The organism is Ancylobacter tetraedralis (genome assembly GCF_014195655.1).
GTDB lineage: Bacteria > Pseudomonadota > Alphaproteobacteria > Rhizobiales > Xanthobacteraceae > Ancylobacter > Ancylobacter tetraedralis.
In genome coordinates this window covers 962,370-986,948 of record NZ_JACICD010000001.1, presented here as the reverse complement: position 1 = coordinate 986,948, position 24,579 = coordinate 962,370, and the positions used below count along the sequence as shown (strand labels likewise).

The following is a 24,579-nucleotide window of genomic DNA, read 5'->3' as shown; positions in this document are numbered from 1 at the left end:
AATGTTCGGCAAGATCCTGATCGCCAATCGCGGCGAGATCGCCTTGCGGGTGCTGCGCGCCTGCAAGGAACTCGGTATCGCGACCGTCGCGGTTCACTCCACCGCCGACGCCGACGCCATGCATGTGAAGCTCGCCGACGAGAGCGTGTGCATCGGCCCGCCGCCCGCCAAGGACAGCTATCTCAACATTCCCGCCCTGCTCGCCGCCTGCGAGATCACCGGCGCGGAAGCGGTGCATCCCGGCTACGGCTTTCTCTCCGAGAATGCCCGCTTCGCCGAGATCCTCATCGATCATGGCGTCGCGTTCATCGGGCCCAAGCCCGAGCATATCCGCGTCATGGGCGACAAGATCGAGGCGAAGAAGACCGCCAAGCGGCTCGGCATTCCTTGCGTGCCCGGCTCCGAGGGCGGGGTTTCGACCGACGAGGAGGCCGCCCGCGTTTCCGAGGAAATCGGCTTCCCCGTGCTGATCAAGGCCGCTGCCGGCGGCGGCGGTCGCGGCATGAAGGTGGCGCGCTCGCCGGAAGAACTGTCCTCCGCGCTCTCCACCGCGCGGTCGGAGGCCCGGGCCAATTTCGGTGACGACGCGGTCTATATCGAGAAATATCTCGGCACGCCGCGTCATATCGAAATCCAGGTGTTCGGCGACGGCAAGGGCAACGCGGTGCATCTGGGCGAGCGCGACTGCTCGCTGCAGCGTCGCCACCAGAAGGTTCTGGAAGAAGCCCCCTCCCCGGTCATCACCCCGGAGCAGCGGGCGCAGATCGGCGAGACCGTCGCGAAGGCCATGCGCGACATGAAATATCTCGGCGCGGGGACCATCGAGTTCCTGTACGAGAATGGCGAGTTCTACTTCATCGAGATGAACACCCGCATCCAGGTGGAACATCCGGTGACGGAGGCCATCACCGGCTTCGACCTGATCCGCGAGCAGATCCGCGTCGCCGCCGGCGAAACGTTGAGCTTCACCCAGGACGACGTGGTGCTGACCGGCCATGCCATCGAGTGCCGGGTGAATGCCGAGCATCCGCGCACCTTCCGCCCCTCGCCGGGCAAGATCGGCTACTGGCATGTGCCCGGCGGGCTCGGCGTGCGCATCGATTCAGCGGTCTATCAGGGCTATACGATCCCGCCCTACTACGACAGCATGATCGGCAAGCTCATCGTCACCGCCGCCACCCGCGACGAGTGCTTGGCGCGGCTGAGCCGGGCGCTGGACGAGTTCGTGGTGGAGGGCATCGAGACCACGCTGCCACTGTTCCGCGAATTGGTGCGCAATGGCGATATCCGCCGCGGCGCCTATGACATCCACTGGCTCGAGCAGTTCCTTGCCGAGGGCGAACCCGGCAATTGATGCATGCGCCATCGTCCGGTGGCGGTCCCGCGGCATGAACTCCGGTAAGGCGCCCCCATGGGCGCCTTACGCGCATTTGGGTGCCGCATCACGGCCGCGACGCCTTCACAGCGCCCGACATGTCGGCCATTCTGGCGTCATGTCACTGCCGCGCGAGCATCAGGTTGAAATCACGCCCGAGGTCCTGCTGAAGGCCTATGCCTGCGGCATTTTTCCCATGGCGGAAAGCGCGGACGATCCCGGCCTCTACTGGATCGAGCCGGAGCGGCGCGGCGTTATTCCGCTCGACGATTTCAACATCTCGTCCCGCCTCGCCCGCACGGTGCGCTCCGACCGTTTCGAGATCCGCATCGATCATGATTTCGAGGCGGTGATCGACGGCTGCGCGGCGCCGGCGGAAGGGCGCGGCTCCACCTGGATCAACCGGCGCATCCGCAAGCTCTATTGCGACCTGCATGCCAGCGGCCATTGCCACTCCGTGGAAGCCTGGGACGACCGACGGCTGGTCGGCGGCCTCTATGGGGTGCGGCTGGGGCGCGCCTTCTTCGGCGAGAGCATGTTCCACCGCGTGCGCGATGCGTCCAAGGTGGCGCTGGTGCACCTGGTGGCGCGGCTCAAGCACGGCGGATTCGTGCTGCTCGACACCCAGTTCGTGACCGATCACCTGCGCAGCTTCGGCGCCATCGAGGTATCGCGGCGCCACTATCACACGCTGCTCACCCAGGCGATCGAGGGCGAAGGCAATTTCTACTGCTGGGCGGCGGGCGAAGCGATCACCGGCGCGGTCTGCTTGCAGTCGGTCAACCACACGTCATAGATCGGGTGCTCGACGCCGTGCAGGCCGGGGCTGGAGGCGAACATCCAGCCGCCGAACAGCGGCTGCACCTTGCCATCCAGCGTGATCTCCTGGATCTCCACGAAGCCGGTGGTGTTCTGCGTCTCGCTGGGCGGGCGGGTGTAGCAGGCGCGCGGGGTGATGCGCAGCGCGCCGAACTGCACCGTCTCGTTGATCGACACGTCGAAGGAGATGATGCGGCCGGTGATCTTGTCGAGGCCGGAGAACACGGCCGTCTTGTTGACCACCTTCTCGGCCGGTGGCTGCACCACCTCGATATCGCCCTGCGGGCCGACGGTGGCCTGCCCCGGCACGTCCGGCTGGGCCGGAGCGGGCTGGCGTGGCTCGCCACCCTCGGGCGGCGTCATGATGGACGGCACGCCCGGCCCGCCGACGGGCGAATCGGGGTTCTCGACGGGGCCGCCCGATGGGGCGCTCGGCGCATCCAGCGGCTGCGATTCGACGCCCCCCTGCCAGCTCTGCTGGGCGGCAAGCGGGCCGTTCAGCGCGAGGATGGCCGCGAGGGCAAGCAGCGGAGTGCGCATCGAACCGGGAAACATGGAAGAACCTCGCTTGCCGCGCAGCGGCACGCGCGCGCGTTCGACGCCAAGATGCGGGGCAATGAGGCGATGTCGGGGCGGACGCCCGCCCGTTGGGGCGTCCGGCGGCGGCAAGGGCGTCACGCCAGCGTCGCCTGAACGGCTCTCACTCCGGCGTCCAGGCCTTGTAGTCGCCGGTGACGGTGGGGCGATGACCGAGGCCGATGGTGGAGCCGGGCGGGTGATAGGCGGCCGGCGTGCCGGTCGGGTTGGGGCGGTGCGGCTTCTGCCACTCGCGCGGCGTGTAGCTCTCCTGCGAGGGCGGCACGTCCGAGCGCTGGTGCATCCACGCGTGCCAGCCCGGCGGAATGGCGGTCGCCTCGGCCGGGCCGTTGAAGATCACCCAGCGGCGCTGGAAGCCGAGCGTCGGGTCGATCTTGCCGCCCTTGGTGCGATAATACCTATTGCCGAACTCGTCCTGGCCGACGAGTTCGCCGTACCGCCACGTGTGGAATCGCGTACCCATCGTCTGGCCGTTCCACCAGGTGAAGGTCTCGATGATGACGTCGGAAAACTTCACGGAAATCGTCCCTGCGCGCGCCTTGGAGCTCGGCCGGAACATGCCACCCGCGCCGCCCGGTGTCCAGCCGGGCCATACGGGCGGCATGCTTTAGCCGCGGCGGAATTCGCTGGCATAGTAGGCAAGCGCCAGCAGCACCGCCGCGATGCCGGCGATCGTTACATGGCTCCAGCCGCCCAGCTGGTAGAGCGGGCTCGCCACTGCCGAGCCCAACACGCCGCCGAAGAAGAAGGTGGCGATGTAGAGCGCGTTGAGCCGCGAGCGGATCTCGGGGGCCAGCATGAACAACGCGCGCTGGCCGAACACGAGGTTGGCGGTGGCGGCGCAGTCGAGCACGATGGCGCCCACGGCCAGCACCACGACCGAGCCCACGCCCACGCCGATCTGCGTGAGCAGCAGACCGATTCCCGCCAGCAGCAGTGCCCCGCCGGTCGCCGCGCGGGAATAGCCCTTGTCGGCAATCCAGCCGGCCAGCGGCGAGACGACGACGCTCGCCGCCCCCGCCAGCGCGAACAGGGCGATTCCCTCCTGTCCGAAGCCGAAGGCCGGCGCCGCCAGTTGCAGCGGCACCGCGGTCCAGAACAGGATGAACACACCGAACATCACCGCCTGATAGGCCGCGCGGCGGCGCAGGACGGGCTGGGAACGCATCAGCGGCCAGAGCGAGGCGACCAGCGCGCCATAGGCCCCGCCCCCGCCGGTCGCCGCCGGACGGCGGGTTGGCAAAGCCAGGCGCAGGCCGACCGCCAGCACCAGAATCATCAAGGCGGCGAGCGCGAACACCGCCCGCCAGCCGAAAAAATGGGCCACGATGGAAGCGACCGGCCGTGCCAGCAGGATGCCGGTCATCAGCCCGCTGACCACGCTGCCGACCTTGCGCCCGCGCTCCTCCGGGCGGGCGAGATGGGCGGCGAAGGGTACGGCGATCTGCGCCACCACCGAGCCGATGCCGAACATCAGAGCAGCCGCGAGGAACAGCGCCGGCGTCGGGGCGATCGAGGCCAGCGCGAGCCCGGCTGACGCACAGATGAGGATGAGCGCGATCAGCCGTCTGTTCTCGACGATGTCGCCGAGCGGCACGAGGAGGAGCAGCCCCAGGATATAGCCGGTCTGGCTGACGGTGACGACGAGGCTGGCCAGCGTCTCGTCCAGTCCGATGTCGTCGGCGATCAGCGCGACCAGCGGCTGGGCGTAATAGAGGTTAGCCGCCCCCAGACCCGCTGCCAGGGCGAGCAGAAAGAAGGTGACGGCACCCGCCTGGGGGGCCGGCGTAGTCTCGGAGCGCATGGGAAGGACCGCACGGGAGGGAGTTGACCCGCCATGTGTGCCCGGGCCGCCCGCCTGTCCAGATGCCGCAGGGGCAGGTCCGGCGCCGCGCGCGGTTGATCAAGAGCCGTTTGCCGCCCCCAGCGGAGCTTCGCCGCCTGCGACGACCGGCATGGGCCGGGCGCCCCGCCATTGCGCTTCACGCGCGCCCATTCCATGATTTTGGCTGTCTCAGCCGATTCTGATCCACGCTGCACAGCTGTGCGCGCGTGACCAGTGCGTTCGGCGTGAAATCCCCGTTGTTCAGGCTGTCGAGAGCTGAATTCGCCTTCTCGCGACGGGGGAATCCCCGTTCGATCAAGATGGCGTTAAACTCCTATCAATCTTTCAAGCCGACACTACATATAGATGACATTGAGCTGTCATCCACAAGGGATTGCCGTCCGGATGGAAACGCAATTGCCAGCCAGACGGAATCGGGGCAGTTTCGGGGCACATCCACGGACCCGGCGGAGCCGGTTTTTCCGACAACACAGCCCTGAAGCTCGCTGGCGCCCCTTGAAGCGTCTGGCGTGAGCTATTTTGACCATTTTTCGGCGTCCTCTTGGCAGGGTGCCGTGGGGGACGAAGATCATGCGCATCGAGCGCCGTTACACCAAGGCCGGCCGTTCACCCTATGCGGACATCGCTTTTCGCCAGGCGACGAGCGAGATCCGCAATCCTGACGGATCGGTGGTGTTCCGCCTCGAGGGCATCGATGTGCCCGAGCATTTCTCCCAGGTCGCCAGCGACATCCTCGCGCAGAAATATTTCCGCAAGGCGGGAGTTCCCGCGCGTCTGAAAAGGATAGAGGAAGAGACCGTCCCCTCCTTCCTGTGGCGCGGCGCGGCCGATGAGAAGGCCCTCGCCTCCCTGCCGGAGAAGGAACGCTTCATCGGCGAGAGCGACGCGCGGCAGGTGTTCGACCGCCTTGCCGGCACCTGGACCTACTGGGGCTGGAAGGGTGGCTATTTCGACGGCGAGGAGGACGCGCAGGCCTTCTTCGACGAGCACCGCTACATGCTCGCGATGCAGATGGCCGCGCCGAACAGCCCGCAATGGTTCAACACCGGCCTGCACTGGGCCTATGGCATCGATGGCCCGAGCCAGGGCCATTTCTACGTCGACTACGCCACGGGTAAGCTCACCCGCTCCAAGACCTCCTACGAGCATCCCCAGCCGCATGCCTGCTTCATCCAGTCGGTCGGCGACGATCTGGTGAACGAGGGCGGCATCATGGACCTGTGGGTGCGCGAGGCGCGCCTGTTCAAGTACGGTTCGGGCACCGGCTCCAACTTCTCCGCGCTGCGCGGCGAGGGTGAGAAACTCTCGGGCGGCGGCCGCTCCTCCGGCCTGATGTCGTTCCTCAAGATCGGGGACCGGGCCGCCGGCGCCATCAAGTCCGGCGGCACCACCCGCCGCGCCGCCAAGATGGTGGTGGTCGATGTCGATCACCCCGACATCGAGACCTATGTCGACTGGAAGGTGAAGGAAGAGCAGAAGGTCGCCGCCCTCGTCACCGGCTCGAAGATCGTCGCCCGGCACATGAAGGCGGTGATGAAGGCCTGCGTGAACTGCGAGGGCGAGGGCGAGGACTGCTTCGACCCCGAGAAGAACCCGGCCCTCAAGCGCGAGATCCGTGCCGCCAAGAAGGCGCTGGTGCCGGACAATTATATCCTGCGCGTGGTGCAGTTCGCCCGTCAGGGCTACACCGACATCGATTTCCCGGTCTACGACACGGACTGGGATTCGGAGGCCTATCTCACCGTCTCGGGCCAGAACTCGAACAATTCCGTGCGGGTGGACGACGCGTTCCTGAACGCGGTCGAGGCCGATGCGGACTGGAACCTGACCTCGCGCACCACCGGCAAGGTGACGAAGACGCTGAAGGCCGCCGAGCTCTGGGAAAAGATCGGCCACGCCGCCTGGGCTTGCGCCGATCCGGGCATCCAGTTCCACACCACCATCAATGACTGGCACACCAGCCCGGCAGGGGGGCCGATCCGCGCCTCCAACCCGTGCTCGGAATACATGTTCCTCGACGACACGGCCTGCAATCTCGCCTCGCTGAACCTCCTGCAGTTCCGCAACGCGGACGGCACGTTCGATGTGGAGAGCTATGAGCATGCCTGCCGCCTGTGGACGGTGGTGCTGGAAATCTCGATCCTGATGGCGCAGTTCCCCTCCAAGGAAATCGCCAAGCTCTCCTACGACTACCGCACGCTCGGCCTTGGCTACGCCAATATTGGCGGCCTCCTGATGACCTCGGGCATCCCCTATGATTCCGAGGAGGGCCGTGCCTATTGCGGGGCGCTGACCGCCATCATGACCGGCGTCGCCTACGCCACCTCGGCCGAAATGGCCTCGCAGCTCGGCCCCTTCCCCGAATACAAGCCCAATGCCGCGCACATGCTGCGCGTCATGCGCAACCACCGCCGCGCCGCCTATGGCGAGCGGGCCGGCTATGAGGGGCTGTCGACCGCCCCGGTGCCGCTCGATCACGCCAAGGTGCCCGAGCCGCTGCTGGTGACGCGCGCCAAGGCCACCTGGGACCTCGCGCTGGAACTCGGCGAGGCGCATGGCTACCGCAACGCCCAGACCACGCTGCTCGCGCCCACCGGCACGATCGGCCTCGTCATGGACTGCGACACGACCGGCATCGAGCCCGATTTCGCGCTGGTGAAGTTCAAGAAGCTGGCCGGCGGCGGCTACTTCAAGATCATCAACCGCGCCGTGCCGGAGGCGCTGCGCACGCTCGGCTATTCCGAGAGCCAGCTCGCCGAGATCGAGGCCTATGCGGTCGGCCACGGCTCGATCACCCAGGCGCCGCACATCAATCACGGTTCGCTGCGCGCCAAGGGCTTCGACGACGCCATGCTGGCGAAGATCGACGGCAGCGTGAAGGCCGCGTTCGACATCAAGTTCGTGTTCAACCGCTGGACGCTGGGCGACGAGACGCTGGCCAAGCTCGGCGTGCCGGCCGACAAGATCGTCGACCCGGCCTTCGACCTGCTGTCCTTCCTTGGCTTCTCCAAAAAGGACGTCGAGGCGGCGAATGTTCACGTCTGCGGCGCGATGACCCTGGAGGGCGCCCCCTTCCTGAAGCTGGAGCACTACCCGGTATTCGACTGCGCCAATCCCTGCGGGCGCATCGGCAAGCGCTACCTCTCGGTGAAGAGCCACATCCTGATGATGGCGGCGGCGCAGCCCTTCCTCTCGGGCGCGATTTCCAAGACCATCAACATGCCGAACGACGCCACGGTCGAGGATTGCAAGGAGGCCTACCTGCTCTCCTGGCGGCTGGCGCTGAAGGCCAACGCGCTCTACCGCGACGGCTCCAAGCTCTCGCAGCCGCTGAACTCCCAGCTCGTCGCCGATGACGACGAGGAGGAGGATGCGCTCGAGGCGCTGCTGGAAAAGCCCGCCGCCGCCCGCACCACCCAGATCGTCGAGAAGGTGGTGGAGAAGATCGTCGAGCGCATCGTCGCCGTGCACGACCGCGAGAAGATGCCCGACCGCCGCAAGGGCTACACCCAGAAGGCCGTTGTCGGCGGCCACAAAGTGTATCTGCGCACCGGCGAATATGATGATGGCCGCCTCGGCGAGATCTTCATCGACATGCACAAGGAAGGCGCGGCGCTGCGCTCCTTCATCAACAACTTCGCCATCTCGGTGTCGCTGGGCCTGCAATATGGCGTGCCGCTGGAGGAGTATGTCGACGCCTTCACCTTCACCCGCTTCGAGCCTGCCGGCCCGGTGCAGGGCAATGACACGATCAAGTACGCGACCTCGATCCTCGACTACATCTTCCGCGAACTCGCCGTGTCTTATCTCGGCCGCAACGATCTCGGCCATGTCGATCCGGGCGAGTCGAATTTCGACGCGCTGGGCAAGGGCGTGGAAGAGGGCAAGGCGCCGACTGCCACCCCGGCCTCGCGCATGGTCTCCAAGGGGCTGACGCGCGGCCGTTCGGTCGGGCTGATGGTGGTGCCCGCCGGCACGACCGTGGCGCCGACCGCCTCCAACGTCACCGCGCTGCGTGGTGGCATCCAGGGGGCGGGCATCCAGGGAGCCACCGCGCTCAAGGCCGAGCCGCAGGAGGACGAGGACGCCGCGATCGGCGAGACCAGCGCCCTGCCCTGGTCCGCCCCGACCCCGGCCGCCGCTGCGGCGGGACCGACCAAGGCGGAAGCCCGCGCCATCGCCCGCGCCAAGGGCTATGAGGGCGAAGCCTGCCCCGAGTGCCAGAACTTCACCATGGTGAGGAACGGCACGTGTCTCAAGTGCGAGACCTGCGGCTCGACGACGGGCTGCAGTTGAGGCCATCCCTCCGCAGAGACACCGTTATCTGACGTGCGGCGAACACAAGGAATGCGGTGATGTCCGTCAATAGAAAGCAGACGTCTTCAGGCATAGCGACAAAAGCCGCCTCCACGCTGGCAGATGCAAATGCATCTGCCATTGCCAGGAGTTTGGCAGGTTCGGCTTTGGCACAAGCTCGATCTGGTAGCCAGACTGGGGCCGAAATGGAGGACAAGGCTGCTCGCGTCCTTGCCAGTACGAAATACAGTGAAGAAACGAAGGAGCTTGCGGGCTCCGTTCTCGCGCAGTCGAACAAGGCGCGCTGACATAGATTGATGCTTAACGAGATACGGCGGCCGGGCATTGCCCGGCCGTTTTCGTTGGACGCCCCATGGACCGGAGACGCCTATGACGCCCCCCACCCTCCCCACGCCCCGCCTCATCCTGCGCCCGCATCGGCGCGCGGATTTCGAGGCCTATGCTGCCATGTGGGCGGAGCCGGCGGTGGTGCGGTTCATCGGCGGACAGCCCTTCGCGCGCGAGGCGACGTGGAGCCGGTTCCTGCGCCATCCCGGCCTGTGGCAGTTCCTCGGCTTCGGCTCCTTCGTAGTGGAGGAGCGCGCCAGCGGCGCCTTCATCGGGGAAGTCGGGTTTCATGACTTCAAGCGCGACCTCACGCCCTCCATCGCGGGGACGATGGAGGCGGGCTGGGTGTTCGCCGGCGCGGCCCATGGCAAGGGCTATGCGCGCGAGGCGATGGGCGCCGCACTCGGTTGGGCGGATGCGCATCACCCCACACGGCGCATCACCGCGATGATCGAGGAGAGCCACGCCGCATCGCTGCACATCGCCGGCACGCTCGGCTTCACCCGATTCGCCGGGGCACGCTATGGCGGGCGGGAGATGGTGCTGCTGGAACGCCTTCGCGATGGCGCGGGGTTGGTCGCTCCCACGCGCTGACGCGCTCAGGCGCACGGCCCCGACCCATCATGATGCCGGCGAGGGCAAGCATATGCAGGTCCGCAGGCGGGCCGCGATACGTCAGCATAGCTGCCTGACTTTTTTTGATCGCATCCCGTCGACCGGCTTACCTCACTACCCAAGCTCTCTATAGTTCCCTTTGCCCGATGGGCTGGGGGATACATCATGAAACCTACAAAAAGACGCCTTCGCGGGCGCCTGCTGGCTAGTTGCGCCTGGCTTCTACTTCCTTCCTGCGCACAGATCGCATATGCCGACAACGAGCTCAACTATATCAATCTCAATTACCCTCTCGCGGAAGCGAACTTCACGGGTATTCGCGGCGCCAATATTGTCGGAAACTACCTCATTCCGGACGGCAGCGGCGCGTCCGGCGGGATTCTCTACCGCACGGATACGCAAACGTGGGTGGCCATTCCCACCGCGACGGCGTCCGGGGTCAACTATCCCGGCGTCTACAGCGCCTCGCCCTATGGCCCGACCTTCGGCTCGCCCGACGGCGGCGTGTTTCGGGTGGTCGGCTCCTACAAGCTGACCTCGTCCTCCGGCGACACCGGCTACATCTACGATGCCGCCGCCGCGCCCGGCGAGCAATATACTGATCTGTTCATGCCCTCGGCGCCCGGCCTGACGGTCATCAACACCATCCCGCACAGCACCTTCGGCAATAATGTCGTCGGCAGCTTCGACACTTCCGAGGGCCAAGGCGGCGCCTTCCTCTACAACATGGTCAGCAAGACCTACACGCAGCTGAGCGGCCCCGGCGCCGTCGTCACCACCGCGTACGGCATCTATGGCGACAAGGTCATCGGCGGTTACACGGACTCGGGCGGCTCGAATGCCCAGCACGGTTTCCTTTACGACATAACCACCGATACCTACACAAGCTACGACCACCCTGGCGCCATCGCCACCCATTTCCAGGGTATCACCGGCGGCGGGCGCAACGGCTCCTATAACCTCGCCGCCGACTGGATCGATGCCCAGGGCGGCCTGCACGCCGCCATACTGCACATCAATCCCGACGGCTCGACGGTATGGACCGAGCTGGACGTTCCCGGCTCGCTCACTACCTCCATCGATTCGATCTATGCCGGCAACGCGGTGGGCTTCTACTTCGACGCCAGCGGCACGATGCTGAACTATTTCGTGACCGTGCCGGGCGTCTACGATCCCATCCGCAATATCAGCGACCTGACGGTCTCCGCCGATGGCGCCACGGGCATCACCGGCATCCGCGGCGACGACATCGTCAATGATAGCACCATCACCGTCAGCGGCGCCGGCGCGGCCGGCATCCATTCGGACACCTATGGCGTCGTCACCAATAACGGCACCATCACGGTGACGGGCGCCGGCGCCTCGGCCGTGGAACTCGGTGGGCTCGACGGCACGCTGCTGAACGTCGGCACCATCACCGCCGCGCCAGGCAGCTATGCCATCACCACGGCCGCCGACGCGGAAGGCACCATGGTGGTGAACACCGGCATCATCGACGGCCAGGTGGCGTTCCTGCCCCTCGCGCAGGGCCGCTTCGAGAATAGCGGCTGGCTGGGCATCACCGCCGCCGGCGCCGGCACGACACAGCAGATAGCCGGCGTGTTCGCGCAGACCGCTTCCGGCACGCTGGCGCTGCGCATCGATGGCGCGAGCCATGACCTGCTGGCCGTGGACGGCGCCGCGCGGCTCAACGGCACGCTGGCAACGAGCTTCAGCGACAGCCAGTCGCTGCTGAAGAGCTACACCGTCGTGACCACCACCGAGGGCGTCACCGGCAGCTTCGCCAGCCTCGATACCGAGGGGCTGCCGTCCTTCTTCAGCGCGACTCTCGGCTACGCGACAAATGACGTGACGCTCAATGTCGCGTCCTCGCTCGCCGCCCTGCCCGGCCTTTCCGCCAACCAGACCTCGGTCGGCGCCGGCATCGACCGCGCGCTCAACAACGCGCCGGGTGCCGCCATTGGCACGCTGCCAGCCGGGCTGTCACCGTTCTACGACCTCTCGGCGAGCCAGATCCCCGGCGCGCTGGACGCCCTCTCCGGCCAGTCCTATGCCAGCCAGCGGTCGGTGCTGATCTCGGATGGTTATTACAGCCGCCAATCGGTTCTGGGACGCCTGCGCCAGAACGCCTATGCCGGCGAGGAAGGCCCGGCGGCCGCCCTCGCCTTTGGCGGGCCGACGACCGCGCAGCCCGGCACCGGGGCCACAACGGTCACCGCCTCCGAGCCGCTCGCCTATGTCACCAAGGCTCCGGCGGCGCCCCCCGTCGTCGCCACCACCGAGGGGCCGGTCTTCTGGGCCGAGGGCTTTGGCGGCTGGACCACCTATGACAGCACCGGCAACACCTCCGCGGCGGATTCCTCCATCGGCGGGATCATCTCCGGCGCCGACGTCGCTGTCGGCGGCTGGCGCATAGGTGCGGCGCTGGGCTATTCCCAGTCCGACACCAGCGTCGACGACCTGAACGCCTCCAGCACCGTCAATTCGCTGCTGCTCGGCCTTTATGCCGGCACCAACCTTGGGCCGGTGAAGCTGCGCCTCGGCGCCACCTATGCCTTCAACGACATCCGCGCCGACCGCACCATCGCCTTCCCCGGCTTCGCGGAGACGGCCGATGCGGACTATAGTGGCGGCACGACGCAGATCTTCGGCGAGGTGGGCTATGGCCTCACCTGGAGCACGCTGGCGCTGGAGCCCTATGCCGGCTTGGCCTGGGTTCATCTGAACACCGACGGCTTCACCGAGACCGGCGCTTCTTCCGCCGGGCTCACGGCGGATTCGACGTCTGAGGATGTCGGCTACAGCACGCTGGGGCTGCGGGTTGCCACCACCATGACGCTGGATAACGGCATGGTGCTTGCGCCGCATGGGTCAATCGCGTGGCAATATGCCTTCGGCGATACCACGCCGACCTCGCAGCTCGCGCTCTCGGCGCTGCCGGCGGCGTCCTTCACGGTGTCCGGCCTGCCGCTGGCGGAGAACACCGCGCTGGTGCAAGCCGGGCTCGACATGGTGGTGAACGCCACCACGCGGATCGGCGCCGCCTATATCGGGCAGTTCGCCGACAACACGACAGTCAACGCCTTTCAGGTGAACCTGATCGTGAAGTTCTGACGCCCCCGCAGGGCCGCACGTAACGACGCGCGACGCCCCGCGATCGACGTCGCGCACAGCGCGACGGGGTGATCGACGTCGCGCACAGCGCGACGGGGTGATCGACGTCGCGCACAGCGCGACGGGGTGATCGACGTCGCGCACAGCGCGACCGGGCGGGGTGACAGCCGGACCGGCCTGCGCCCGCCCGGTCGCCGGCACAAAAAAGCCGCCGCTCCGGCGGGAGCGGCGGCTTCATGCGGGACGCCTGGCGCGACCCGGAGGCTTATCAGCCGACGCTCAGGTTGACCGCCGAGGTCTTGCCCGAGCGCTGGTCGGTGTCGAGTTCGAAGGACACCTTTTCGCCGTCGCGCAGGCCCTGGAGGCCCGAGCGCTGCACGGCGCTGATATGGACGAACACGTCCTTGCCCGAGCCATCCGGCTGAATAAAGCCGTAGCCCTTCTGATCGTTGAACCACTTAACGGTACCGGTCAGCTTCGCCATAAAGGTGGTCTCATGTGTGAAGGTTAGGCATTCAAGAGGCACCTCGCCCCTGACTGCCGGGTCAAATCGGGTAGAAAGCTGATCGTGCACCGGCTTGAGCCGGATGACACGTTCCAGAAGGCCGGCCAAGGTCCGACGGCGAGGCTTCCGCAAGCAGCTGGGGAACGTCGCCATGCCGCAAGGGAATGGCGACAATTACTGGCTCCAGACAGAGTTTCCAGCCCGCAAGAAGGGCTTAGCCCTCACTCAGAGCGGGCGCAGGTTGACCGCGGAGGTCTTGCCCGAGCGCTGGTCCGTCGAGAGTTCGAAAGACACCTTCTCGCCCTCGCGCAGGCCCTGAAGGCCGGAACGCTGCACGGCGCTGATATGGACGAAAACGTCCTTCCCGCCGTTATCGGGCTGGATGAATCCATAGCCCTTCTGCTCATTGAACCACTTAACGGTGCCGGTATCAGCCATAGAACGAAACCTTAGAGGCCAGAATCTTCGGTCAACGACCCCTCAGGGGACCGCCGCTTGCAGCCAATTCTCGCGAAAGAAACCGGTCGCCCCATCAAGGACCGGCCAGTCGTTCGGTCAAATCCGTGCTGCGCACAGCTTGGTCAAAATTATGGCTTTTGCACGGCACATTTCACCGCATTCCCGCCGTAAAGCTGGAACGTGCGCAGCCCCGCTCCCACGGGGCCGGGAAAGCCCGGCGAGGGGCTGCGGCGCGCCGGCTCAGCGCCGGCAATGGCGCGGATTCGAGCGCAGCACGCGGCCATTGGACTGGCGGTAGTAGCAATTGCCGTTGCGCCAGAAATGGTAGGATCGGCTGTTGCGGTTGCGGCTCGCGCCAATCGCCGCGCCCGTGCCCGCGCCGAGGGCGCCGCCCACCAGCGCCCCGCGCCCCGTACCGGTCACGGCGCCGCCGACCACGGCACCGGTCGCGCCACCGATGACGGCACCGCGCGCCGTGCTGTTCTGCGCGGCGGCAGGCTGCGCGACCCAGAACGCCAGAAGGGCCAGAAGGGCGGCGGCGCAGGCGTGGCGAAGCATGTCGGAAATCCCGTGGGGTGCGTAGGCGAGAGGGATGGCGATCCTCTGCCGCCGCCGCCCGCTTGTCGATAAGGCAGATAGTCCCGCCCTAGGATGATTTGTCACCGATGCGCCACGGGCATCATCGGCCGGTCGCCCTTGAGGCGAGCGCCGGTTTGCCAGAGGCCAGCCGCACGCCGTCAGCGACAGCGGCTGTTCTTGGTGGGAACGACGTAACCGTTCGGCTGACGATAGTAACAGGTGCCGCCGCGCCAGTAATAATTCGAGCTCTTCTGGTTCTGGCTGGCGCCGATGGCGGCTCCCGTGCCGGCACCGACCGCCCCGCCGACCACCGCGCCGGTGGCATTGCCGGTGACGGCGCCACCGACCACCGCGCCCGCCACGCCGCCAAGGATGGCGCCAGTAACCGCCTTGTTGCCGGCCTGTGCCGGCTGCGACGCGCAGATCGCAAGGGAGGTCGCGAGAGTAGCCGCGAGGGTCGCGGCGGCTGTGAAGCGGAACATGCGTGCATTCCCTGTGATCCGCGGCGCGGGAGGGTTGGAGCTTTGGCCGGGCGAGCTATGGGACGCGCGAGGTGTGGGCCCGGCCGGAGCTCACACCTCGCAACAAACCGGCGAGGGGCTGATCCGCGCCAGGCGCCAGCTCATCGCGGCCGGTCGGGCACCCGCAACGAGAGCCCGACCCAACACCGCAGCATCGTGCGGCGGCGTCGTGCGGCGGCTCAGTGCTCCTGAGCCTCGACGACCGCGATCGCCGTCATGTTGACGACGCCGCGCGCGGTGACCGACGGCGTCAGGATGTGGGCAGGGCGCGCCGGGCCGAGCAGAATCGGCCCGACCGGAAGCGCATCGCCGAACACCTTCACCATCTGGTAGCCGATATTGGCCGCATCGAGATTGGGCATGACGAGAATGTTGGCCACGCCCTGCAGCCGGCTGCCGGGCAGCACGCGCTCGCGCATTTCCGGTATCAGCGCGCTGTCGCCTTCCATCTCGCCATCCACCATCAGGTCGGGCGCCTTCTCCTGGATGAGTTCCAGCGCCCGGCGCATCTTGGTCGCGCTCTCGTCGTCGCGGCTGCCGAAATCCGAATGCGACAGCAGCGCCACCTTGGGCTCGATGCCGAACCGGCGAACATGGGCGGCCGCCAGTTGCGCCATCTCGGCCAGATCCTCGGCGGCGGGATCGAGCGTCACCTGCGTGTCGCACAGGAAGAAGGCGCCCTTCGCCGTCAGCAGCATGGAGAGCGCGGCGACATCGCGCACGCCCGGCGCCAGCCCGATAATGGTGCGGATGTGGCGCAGGTGGCGGATGAAGCGCCCTTCCACGCCGCAGATCATCGTGTCCGCATCGCCCCGCATCACCGCCACGGCGGCGATCACGGTCGGTGTCGTGCGCACCAGCGTGCGGGCAAGCTCGGGCGTCACGCCGCGCCGGCCGGCGCGCTCGACATAGGTCTGCACATAGTCGCGATAGCGCGGGTCGTCCTCGGGGTCGATCAGGTCAAAATCGACGCCGGGGCGGATCGACAGGCCGAAGCGCTGCAGGCGGGTGTCGATGACGCTCGGGCGGCCGATCAGGATCGGGCGGGCAATGCCCTCCTCGATCACCACCTGCACCGCGCGCAGGATGCGCTCATCCTCGCCCTCGGCATAGATCACGCGCTTGGGCGCCTGCTTGGCGAGGGTGAAGATCGGCTTCATCACCAGGCCGGAGCGGAACACGAAGCGGTCGAGCTGCTCCTGATAGGCCTCGAAATCGGCGATCGGCCGCTTGGCGACCCCTGAATCCATCGCGGCCTTTGCCACGGCCGGCGCCACGCGCAGGATGAGGCGCGGGTCGAACGGCGAGGGAATCAGCGAGTTGGCGCCGAAGATCGGGGTCTCCCCGCCATAGGCCCGGGCCACGACATCGGAGGGCGTGTCGCGCGCCAGCTCGGCAATGGCGTTCACCGCCGCGATCTTCATCTCCTCGTTGATCGTGGTCGCGCCGGCATCCAGCGCGCCACGGAAGATGAAGGGGAAGCACAGGACATTGTTGACCTGGTTGGGAAAGTCCGAGCGGCCGGTGCAGATCATCGCGTCGGGCCGGGCCTCGCGCGCCAGCTCCGGCATGATCTCCGGCGTCGGATTGGCCAGCGCCATGATCAGCGGCCGGTCCGCCATCGCCTTGAGCATTTCCGGCTTGAGCACGCCGCCGGCCGAGAGGCCGATGAAAATGTCGGCGCCGGCGATCACCTCGGCCAGCGTGCGCAGCTCGGTCTTCTGCGCGAAGACCCCCTTATAGGGGTCCATCAGCTTCTCGCGGCCCTCATAGACCACGCCCTCGATATCGGTGACGAAGATGTTCTCGCGGCGGGCGCCCATCGACTCCAGCAGGTTCAGCGTCGCGATGGCGGCGGCGCCGGCGCCCGAGGTGACGATCTTCACGTCCTCGATCTTCTTAGCCCCGATATGCAGCGCATTGACGATGGCGGCGGCGACGATGATCGCCGTGCCGTGCTGGTCGTCATGGAAGACCGGGATGTTCATCCGGTCGCGCAGCTGCCTCTCGATCTCGAAGCATTCCGGCGCCTTGATGTCTTCCAGATTGATACCGCCGAAGGTCGGCTCCAGCGCCGCCACGACGGTGACGACATGGTCGACCTCAAGCGCATTGATCTCGATGTCGAACACATCGATGCCGGCGAATTTCTTGAAGAGGACGGCCTTGCCCTCCATCACCGGCTTCGAGGCGACCGGGCCGATATTGCCCAGGCCGAGCACGGCGGTGCCGTTGGAGACCACCGCGACGAGGTTCTGCTTGGCGGTCAGCTCGGCGGCGAGCGCCGGGTCGGCGGCGATGGCCTCGCACACGGCGGCGACGCCGGGCGTATAGGCGAGCGCCAGATCGCGCTGGTTGGCCAGCGGCTTGGTGGGCTGAATTTCCAGCTTACCCGGGCGCGGCAGCCGGTGATAGATCATCGCTCCCGAGCGCAGATCATCGGAAATATACGAAGCCATGGCATGTCCTTCCCCGAAACGGCGGGCGGAGAATAGGGATTCTGCTCCGCCGTACAACGTCTTTCCCATTTTCTGATGCCCGCACTTGGGCGGTTCGTCTAAGCTGGCTGCACGGATGCGGCCCGGAGCTGCAGGGTCGCCATCGTTCGCTTTCAGGTCAAACGGCATGCGCAAGCCACTTATCATCGCTCTGGTCGCTCTTGGCGTCGTCGGCATCGGCGGCTTTTTCAGCTTCAACCTCGTTGTGGACCTGCTGGCCCGGCGCCAGCTCGACGCGTTGTTTGCCCAGCTCGGCGTCGATGGAATCGAGGCGAAGCGGGGCGATCTGCACTACGATTATTTCAAGGGCACTTTCGAGGTTCGCGGGCTGTCCTTCTCGGCGCCCGGCCAGGGCACGCTGACCCTTGCCTCGTTCCGCGCCGAGGGGCTGGAACAACGCCCGGCCGCCCGCCTGTTCGCCCGCCATGTCGAGCTTACCGACCTCGCCTTCGAGGGCCCGCTGCCGCTGACGCCCGGGATGGAGGGCAGCTATCGCGCGCCGAAGGTCGAGGCGGAGGGCGTCGAATTGCCGGCCGCCGCGCCGAAGAGCCCCGGCCGCCCATGGCTGGTCGCCCGGCTGGCGCTGGAACAGACGCAGGCCGACCGGATCAGCATCCCCGAATCGCTCGCCATCACCCGCTCGGGCGCCGGCGAGAGCCGCGTTGAGACCGACATCACCCATGGCGCGGCCAGCCTTCGCCAGCTGAAGGACGGCATCATCACGGACGCGAGCGTGGAGCCCTCTCGCTTCACCATCGGCGGCGCGCCGGCCTATGCCGCCAAGGGCACGCTGGGGCGCGTCAACGCCCACACCATCGATGTCGGCGCCCTGCTCACCGTGCTGGATCCACAAAGCCGCGAGGCGGCAACCGAGTTCCGCACCGTCTATGGCTCCGTAACGATCGATGGTTACGCCATCACGGCGGAGAACGGCATCACCCAGAGCTGGAGCGCAGCCGAGATTCGCGAGGTGGCGATCCGCCCGGCCTCCATCCCGGCGGAAGACCTGTTCGCCCTCGGCACGCGCCTGCAGCAGGCTGGCGGCAAGGCGCCGCCGGATCTTGAAGTGGACCTGCTGCGCACCGTCGCCGCCACCTATGACGGCGTCAGCTTCACCTCCGTCGCCTTCCGCGACCTCGCCGGACGCGAGCCCGATGGCAGCAAGGCCGAGCTTGCCGCGCTGACCGCCGGCCCACTGGCGGGCGGGCGGATCGAGAGCCTCGCGCTGGATCGTCTCAAGGGCGTGGATGCGTCCGGCAAGGTCATCCGCATCGATAGGCTGAAGATCGGCGGCCTGCGCCCCGGCGCGCTGATGGACGTGGCCGCCGACGTGGCGGAGGATCCCGGCAACGCCCGGGCGATTGGCTGGATCATGCGGCTGTTCGGTCTGCTCGACAGCGTGACGATCGAGGGTGCGGAGGCTCCCGCCCCCTCTGGTGGCGAGCCCGTGGTGGTGGACAGGTTCGCGCTTTCCTGGAAGGGCGAGACCGACGCCATCCCGACGCAGGTGAGCGCGACGCTGCGGCTTTCCGGGCCGACCTCGGCCTTTCACGATGACGGGCCGCTCTTCGCGCTGGTGCCGGACGGACTGAAGCGGGCCAGCGTGGCGCTGGACATTGGCGGGCAGTGGGACGAGGCCGGCAGCACGCTCACCCTCGCACCGCTCTATGCCGAAGTGTCGGATGCCTTCGCGCTCTCGGTGAAGGTGAGGCTGAAGGATGTCGACGATTCGCTGTTCTCGCCGCAGCCCGACGAGGCGCTGGCCGGTGCCATGGCGGCCAATCTCCAGTCGATCGACATCACCGCGATCGATGCCGGCATCTATCAGCGCAAGCTGGAGGACGCGGCGAAGGAACAGGGCCTTGATCCCGAGGGAACCCGCCAGCTGCTGGCCGGCTTCGCCGAATTGCTGTTCTCGGCCACGCTCGCCGACCGGCCGGACTTGGAAGCGGCCTCGCAGAGCTTCATCGGCTTTCTGCAGCGGCCGTTGGGAACACTGGCGCTGCGCATCACCCCGCGTGGGAATGATGCGCTGCCGGTCGGCATGATTATCGAGACCCTGCAGGGCGAGGATCCGCTCGACCTGATCGACGAGATCAACGTCACGGTGATCGCGCCGGACGCGCCGCCGGTACACACCGCCAAGCCGGTGCAGCCCGCGAAACCAGCGCTGCCGGCCAAGCCCGCGAAGCCGTGAGAGCTGGCCGGGCTTGGCCCGGCCAGAAAAACGCAAGTGGCCAGAAATCGAGGTGAGGACAGGACGCAGGTGTGAGGCCTTCGCCTCACACCTGCGTCCTGCTCACTTTTCCTGGATATTGGTGCGGATGTGCAGTTCGCGCAGCTGGCGCGGGCTCGCCTCGTTCGGCGCGCCCATCAAGATGTCCTGCGCCTGCTGGTTCATCGGGAAGATGGAGATTTCCCGCAGGTTGGTGACGCCGCAGAGCAGCATGACGATGCGGTCCACGCCCGCCGCCATGCCGCCATGGGGCGGCGCGCCATACTGGAAGGCGCGGTACATGCCGCCGAAGCGCTCCTTCACCGTCTCCTCGTCATAGCCCGCCAGCTCGAACGCCTTCACCATCGCCTCGGGGCGGTGGTTGCGGATGCCGCCCGACGCGATCTCGTAGCCGTTGCAGGCGATGTCGTACTGAAACGCCTTGATGGTGAGCGGGTCCTGCCCGTTCAGCGCGTCCATCCCGCCCTGCGGCATGGAGAAGGGGTTGTGCGAGAAGTCGACCCGCTTGTCGTCCTCGTTCCACTCGTAGAACGGGAAGTCGACGATCCACGCCAGCTCGAAACGGTCGAAATCGACCAGCTTCAGCTCCTCGCCCACCTTGGTGCGGGCGCTACCGGCGAACTTGACGAACTTTTCCGGGTTGCCGGCAACGAAGAAGGCGGCATCGCCGGCGCCGAGGCCGAGCTGCACGCGGATCGCCTCCGTGCGCTCCGGGCCGATATTGTTGGCGAGCGGGCCGGCGCCAATTGGGTGGCTGTCGATGAAGTCGCTTACCTTCTCATGCGGAAGCTTCTCAAGAATCTCACGCTCTACATTGCTTATTGGCACGGGACCGCCGGCTGTTGCAGCCCCGGCCTCCCCCTCGCGCCACATGATGTAGCCAAGTCCCGGCTGGCCCTCGCCCTGCGCCCAGCTATTCATGCGGTCGCAGAAGGCGCGCGAGCCGCCGCCCGTGCCGGGAATGGCCCACACCCGGTTCTTCGGGTCTTCCAGCAGCCGCGCGAAGACCTTGAAGCCCGACCCGCGGAAATGCTCGGAGACGTCCTGCATCTCGATCGGGTTGCGCAGGTCCGGCTTGTCGGTGCCGTATTTCTGCATGGACACCGCATAGGGAATGCGCGGCCAGTTCTGGGTGACCGGCTTGCCCTCAGCGAATTCCTCGAACACGCCCGTGATGACCGGCTCGACGGCGGCGAACACGTCTTCCTGCTCGACGAAGCTCATCTCCAGATCGAGCTGGTAGAACTCGCCCGGCAGGCGGTCGGCGCGCGGGTCCTCGTCGCGGAAGCAGGGGGCGATCTGGAAGTAGCGGTCGAAGCCGCTCATCATGATCAGCTGCTTGTACTGCTGCGGCGCCTGCGGCAGCGCGTAGAACTTGCCGGGATGCAGACGGCTCGGCACCAGGAAGTCGCGCGCGCCTTCCGGCGACGAGGCCGTGAGGATCGGCGTCTGGAACTCGAAGAAGCCCTGCGTCTTCATGCGTCGGCGCATGGCGTCGATGATGGCGCCGCGCGTCATGATGTTCTTGTGCAGCTTCTCGCGGCGCAGATCGAGGAAGCGATAGCGCAGCCGCGTCTCTTCCGGATACTCGACATCGCCGAAAACGGGCAGCGGCAGCTCGGCGGCGGGGCCCAGCACCTCGATCTCGGTGGCGTACATCTCCACCTGCCCGGTCGGCAGGTCCGGGTTCTCGGTGCCGGCGGGGCGCGAGCGCACGCGCCCATCCACGCGGATCACCCATTCCGCGCGCACGGTCTCGGCCAGCTTGAAGGCCGGGCTGTCGGGATCGACCACCACCTGAGTCAGGCCGTAATGGTCGCGCAGATCGATGAACAGCACGCCGCCATGGTCACGGATGCGGTGGCACCAGCCCGAGAGGCGGGCGGTTTCGCCGATTTCGCTCGCGCGAAGGGCTCCGCAGGTGTGCGTGCGATAGCGGTGCATGGCTTATTCCCGAGGCTGCTTGCGGCCCCTGCCGGGCCGTCAAAGGTCAACACCCCTCTCGCGGGGCGCGCGGAGGGGTGCATGCAGGCACGCGTTTTGTCAATGTCCAAGCGTCGGTCCACGCGGCGATGACCCCGCGTCCCGGCGGGGCCTGCGGCCTATTCCGGCGGGGCGGTCGAGGTCCATTTCGCGGCGAAAATCTGCGGCGAGGCGCTGAGTTCGCCCACCAGCCGCTCCACCAGTTCGTCCTCCTCCCGCGCGCAATAGACGATGGCCTCCACCTCCACCGAACCGCTGGCCGCCAGGGCGTGGCTCTCCAGCGCGTGCAGGCGCAGCTCATGCACCTGCATCGCCGCCAGCAGGCGGGCACGGATATCGGCCTCGTCCGGCGCGGCGCATTTCAGCTCGATTACGTAGAAGCGCTCCACCGCCTCGCGCTGCGGGGCGAAGCGCTCCAGCACGCCCCCCAGCCGCGGCAGCACGAGATTGATGGCGATGACGAGGCCGGCGGCCTCGATCGCCGCGATCGGCTGGCCGTATCCCGCCAGCGTGCCGATCGCCCCGGTCGCCCACACCGTGGCCGCGCTGGACAGGCCGCGCACGCTGAGCCCATCGCGCATGATGAGGCCGGCGCCGAGAAAGCCGATGCCGGTGACGACCTGCGCGCCCATGCGGACCTCGGGACCGTCGCCGATGAGGAGCGCAAGCGAACTGAACGCCGCCGCTCCCAGAGCGACCAGCGCATGGGTGGTGAGCCCGACGAAGCGCTGGCGAAATTGCCGCTCAAGACCGACCAGCGCCCCGAGCGCCACCGCCAGCAGCAGGTTCGGCGCGATCGACAGTCCGTCATAGCCGATCGCCAGCGCAGGACTGGCAAGCGAAGGACTGGCAAGCCCGGGGCTCGCAAGCGCGGGAATGGCAAACGAGACCATGCGCATCCCCCGATGGATGCGGCCCGGCCGGAAGGACCGGGCCGTCACTCCCGGTCCCCCGCGCGGGGGACCGTCTCTACATCACGGCTTGGACACGAGCGTAAGCCCGGCCACGCCGAGCGCGAGCGAGGCACCCACATTGCCCTCGACCGAGACCGGGTTCAACGCGAAGGAGTTGGAATTGCCCACCAGCACGTTGGCGCCCACGCCCACGCCGACGGCGACATTGCCGGTGACACCGCCATAGGGGCCCGCCAGCGCCCCGGCCGTCACCGGATCCTTGGTCACGGCAAGCACGCCCCAGGTCATCACGCCGCTGCCGGTCACGCCGAGATCGATGCCGATCGTGGTGATGGTGCCGGCATAGTGCTGCACCGCCGAATTGTCGGAAGGCGTGAAGGTGCAGGCGAGTTCCTGCTTGGATTCGACGATCATGCCGATGCTCGAACCCGCATTGCACACGAGAACGCCGGCATTGAACCGATCGGCCGCACCGGCCTGCGAGACGGAACCGGCAAGAGCGATGGCCGCGATCGCGAAGAGCGTGTTCTTCATGAAACCCCCATATGGCCGGCGACGCCGGCCGAGCAAATCCTGCCGTCTATCCGGTCCTGGCGAATCACATCGCGACCGTGACGACACAGGGGTAACGCTTGCTGCAAATTGCGTCACGATTCTGTGTCGTCTCGCGGCTCCGACTCCGTTATGAGACGTCGGACATGAACATGATCACGACAACTGACGCCCTTATCGAGGCTTGCGAGCGGCTCGCCCGCCATCGCTTCATCACCGTTGACACGGAATTCCTGCGCGAAACCACGTTCTGGCCGAAGCTCTGCGTCGTGCAGATCGCCAGCCCGGACGAGGCGATCGTGATCGACGCCATTGCCGACGGACTGGACCTCGCCCCGTTCTTCGCCCTCATGGCGAATGAACAGGTGCTGAAGGTGTTCCATGCCGGCCGGCAGGACATCGAGATCGTCTGGCACCTCGCCGGCATCATCCCGCGCCCGGTCTTCGACACGCAGGTCGCCGCCATGGTGCTCGGCCATGGCGACTCCATCTCCTATGACCAGCTGGTGCAGCGCCTCACCGGCCAGTTGCTGGACAAGTCGCTGCGCTTCACCGACTGGTCGCGCCGTCCCCTCTCCGCCGCCCAGATCGCCTATGCCGAAGCCGATGTCACGCATCTGCGCGACGTGTTCCTCAAGCTCGATGCCGACCTGCAGAAGCGCGGGCGCGCCGATTGGGTGGGCGAGGAAATGGCGGTGCTGACCTCGCCCGACACCTATCGGCAGGAGCCCGCGCGGGCCTGGGAGCGCCTGCGCTCGCGCGCGCGCAAGCCCAAGGACCTCGCCGTGCTGATGTCGGTCGCCGCGTGGCGCGAGCAGGAGGCGCAGGCGCGCGACATTCCGCGCTCGCGCATTCTCAAGGACGACGTGATCGCCGAGATCATCTCGCAGCACCCGACCACGATCGAGCGGCTCGGCCAGCTGCGCTCCATGCCCAAGGGGTTCGAGCGCTCCCGCGTGGGCGAGCAGATCATCGAGGCGGTCAAGGCAGGGCTCGCGCTCGACCCCAAGACACTGCCGCGCATCGAGCGCGACAAGCCGCTCTCCAACGGCGCCTCGGCAACGGTCGAGCTGCTGAAGGTTCTGCTGCGCATGACATCGGAGCAGCATGGCGTTGCCGCCAAGGTCATCGCCACCATGGACGATCTCGAAATGATCGCCTCGGATGACGAGCCGGACGTGCCGGCTTTGCACGGCTGGCGGCGGGAGCTGTTCGGCGAGCGGGCTCTGGCCCTGAAAGCCGGCCGCCTCGCCCTCGCCATGCAGCGCGGCCGGGTGATCGCGCTGGAGCGGACGGCGAGCGAGTGATCGCCGTCCGTTGAC

The 24,579-nt window shown here is 67.0% G+C and carries 19 protein-coding genes; 8 read left to right on the top strand and 11 right to left on the bottom strand.

The features are described 5' to 3' along the window. Position 1 precedes the first annotated feature (1 nt). Together accC and aat are read left to right on the top strand one after the other, a co-directional pair. Positions 2-1,354: an acetyl-CoA carboxylase biotin carboxylase subunit gene (gene accC, locus FHS55_RS04530; protein WP_183188431.1), complete on the top strand. Its 1,353-nt coding sequence runs from the start codon at positions 2-4 to the stop codon at positions 1,352-1,354. Between the two features lie 139 nt (positions 1,355-1,493). Further along, positions 1,494-2,171 (top strand): leucyl/phenylalanyl-tRNA--protein transferase, encoded by a 678-nt coding sequence (gene aat, locus FHS55_RS04525; protein ID WP_183188430.1) that lies wholly within the window; start codon positions 1,494-1,496, stop codon positions 2,169-2,171. Here the strand turns inward: aat and FHS55_RS23895 are convergent. The 3 genes from FHS55_RS23895 to FHS55_RS04510 form a co-directional block, all read right to left on the bottom strand. Continuing rightward, positions 2,102-2,749, bottom strand: a complete 648-nt coding sequence (locus FHS55_RS23895) for a DUF2155 domain-containing protein (RefSeq protein WP_183188429.1) — start codon at positions 2,747-2,749, stop codon at positions 2,102-2,104. The genes aat and FHS55_RS23895 overlap by 70 nt on opposite strands. Positions 2,750-2,894: 145 nt before the next feature. Then, complete coding sequence (locus tag FHS55_RS04515; protein ID WP_183188428.1) at positions 2,895-3,350, bottom strand: NADH:ubiquinone oxidoreductase subunit NDUFA12; 456 nt, start codon at positions 3,348-3,350, stop codon at positions 2,895-2,897. 48 nt (positions 3,351-3,398) lie between these two features. Beyond that, positions 3,399-4,595 (bottom strand): MFS transporter, encoded by a 1,197-nt coding sequence (locus FHS55_RS04510; protein ID WP_183188427.1) that lies wholly within the window; start codon positions 4,593-4,595, stop codon positions 3,399-3,401. 612 nt (positions 4,596-5,207) lie between these two features. Between FHS55_RS04510 and FHS55_RS04505 the strand changes: the two genes are divergently transcribed. The 4 genes from FHS55_RS04505 to FHS55_RS04490 all read left to right on the top strand — a co-directional run bounded on the left by FHS55_RS04505 (position 5,208) and on the right by FHS55_RS04490 (position 13,010). Next, positions 5,208-8,933 (top strand): vitamin B12-dependent ribonucleotide reductase, encoded by a 3,726-nt coding sequence (locus FHS55_RS04505; protein WP_183188426.1) that lies wholly within the window; start codon positions 5,208-5,210, stop codon positions 8,931-8,933. A 59-nt stretch (positions 8,934-8,992) separates the two neighbouring features. After that, positions 8,993-9,241, top strand: coding sequence for a hypothetical protein (locus FHS55_RS04500; RefSeq protein ID WP_183188425.1), 249 nt, complete (start codon positions 8,993-8,995; stop codon positions 9,239-9,241). An 82-nt stretch (positions 9,242-9,323) separates the two neighbouring features. Continuing rightward, on the top strand, positions 9,324-9,875 hold the full coding sequence (locus FHS55_RS04495; protein WP_183188424.1) for a GNAT family N-acetyltransferase: 552 nt from the start codon (positions 9,324-9,326) through the stop codon (positions 9,873-9,875). A 186-nt stretch (positions 9,876-10,061) separates the two neighbouring features. Further along, positions 10,062-13,010 carry an autotransporter outer membrane beta-barrel domain-containing protein gene (locus tag FHS55_RS04490; protein ID WP_183188423.1) on the top strand — a complete coding sequence of 983 codons (2,949 nt, stop codon included), beginning with the start codon at positions 10,062-10,064 and terminating at the stop codon, positions 13,008-13,010. A 268-nt stretch (positions 13,011-13,278) separates the two neighbouring features. Here FHS55_RS04490 and FHS55_RS04485 read toward each other — a convergent pair whose 3' ends face one another. The 5 genes from FHS55_RS04485 to FHS55_RS04465 form a co-directional block, all read right to left on the bottom strand. Beyond that, positions 13,279-13,494 (bottom strand): cold-shock protein, encoded by a 216-nt coding sequence (locus tag FHS55_RS04485; protein ID WP_183188422.1) that lies wholly within the window; start codon positions 13,492-13,494, stop codon positions 13,279-13,281. A 246-nt stretch (positions 13,495-13,740) separates the two neighbouring features. Next, positions 13,741-13,953 carry a cold-shock protein gene (locus tag FHS55_RS04480; RefSeq protein ID WP_183188421.1) on the bottom strand — a complete coding sequence of 71 codons (213 nt, stop codon included), beginning with the start codon at positions 13,951-13,953 and terminating at the stop codon, positions 13,741-13,743. Positions 13,954-14,214: 261 nt separating this feature from the next. Further along, on the bottom strand, positions 14,215-14,532 hold the full coding sequence (locus FHS55_RS04475; protein ID WP_183188420.1) for a glycine zipper domain-containing protein: 318 nt from the start codon (positions 14,530-14,532) through the stop codon (positions 14,215-14,217). A 179-nt stretch (positions 14,533-14,711) separates the two neighbouring features. After that, the gene (locus tag FHS55_RS04470) at positions 14,712-15,035 is read right to left on the bottom strand and encodes a glycine zipper domain-containing protein (protein WP_183188419.1); all 324 of its coding nucleotides are present in this window, start codon (positions 15,033-15,035) and stop codon (positions 14,712-14,714) included. Positions 15,036-15,253: 218 nt separating this feature from the next. Beyond that, positions 15,254-17,533 carry an NADP-dependent malic enzyme gene (locus tag FHS55_RS04465; protein WP_183188418.1) on the bottom strand — a complete coding sequence of 760 codons (2,280 nt, stop codon included), beginning with the start codon at positions 17,531-17,533 and terminating at the stop codon, positions 15,254-15,256. 166 nt (positions 17,534-17,699) lie between these two features. Here FHS55_RS04465 and FHS55_RS04460 point away from each other — a divergent pair, with 166 nt between their 5' ends. Continuing rightward, positions 17,700-19,769, top strand: coding sequence for a hypothetical protein (locus tag FHS55_RS04460; RefSeq protein ID WP_183188417.1), 2,070 nt, complete (start codon positions 17,700-17,702; stop codon positions 19,767-19,769). Positions 19,770-19,871: 102 nt separating this feature from the next. On the opposite strand, the gene aspS is transcribed toward FHS55_RS04460, so the two are convergent. The 3 genes from aspS to FHS55_RS04445 form a co-directional block, all read right to left on the bottom strand. After that, positions 19,872-21,752: an aspartate--tRNA ligase gene (gene aspS / locus FHS55_RS04455; RefSeq protein WP_183188416.1), complete on the bottom strand. Its 1,881-nt coding sequence runs from the start codon at positions 21,750-21,752 to the stop codon at positions 19,872-19,874. Between the two features lie 158 nt (positions 21,753-21,910). Further along, positions 21,911-22,684, bottom strand: coding sequence for an MgtC/SapB family protein (locus tag FHS55_RS04450; protein WP_183188415.1), 774 nt, complete (start codon positions 22,682-22,684; stop codon positions 21,911-21,913). 81 nt (positions 22,685-22,765) lie between these two features. Continuing rightward, a complete protein-coding gene (locus tag FHS55_RS04445; RefSeq protein WP_183188414.1) occupies positions 22,766-23,239 on the bottom strand; it encodes a DUF992 domain-containing protein in 474 nt (157 codons plus the stop codon). 164 nt (positions 23,240-23,403) lie between these two features. Here FHS55_RS04445 and rnd point away from each other — a divergent pair, with 164 nt between their 5' ends. Continuing rightward, positions 23,404-24,564, top strand: a complete 1,161-nt coding sequence (gene rnd, locus FHS55_RS04440; protein WP_183188413.1) for a ribonuclease D — start codon at positions 23,404-23,406, stop codon at positions 24,562-24,564. The last annotated feature ends 15 nt before the right edge of the window (positions 24,565-24,579 follow it).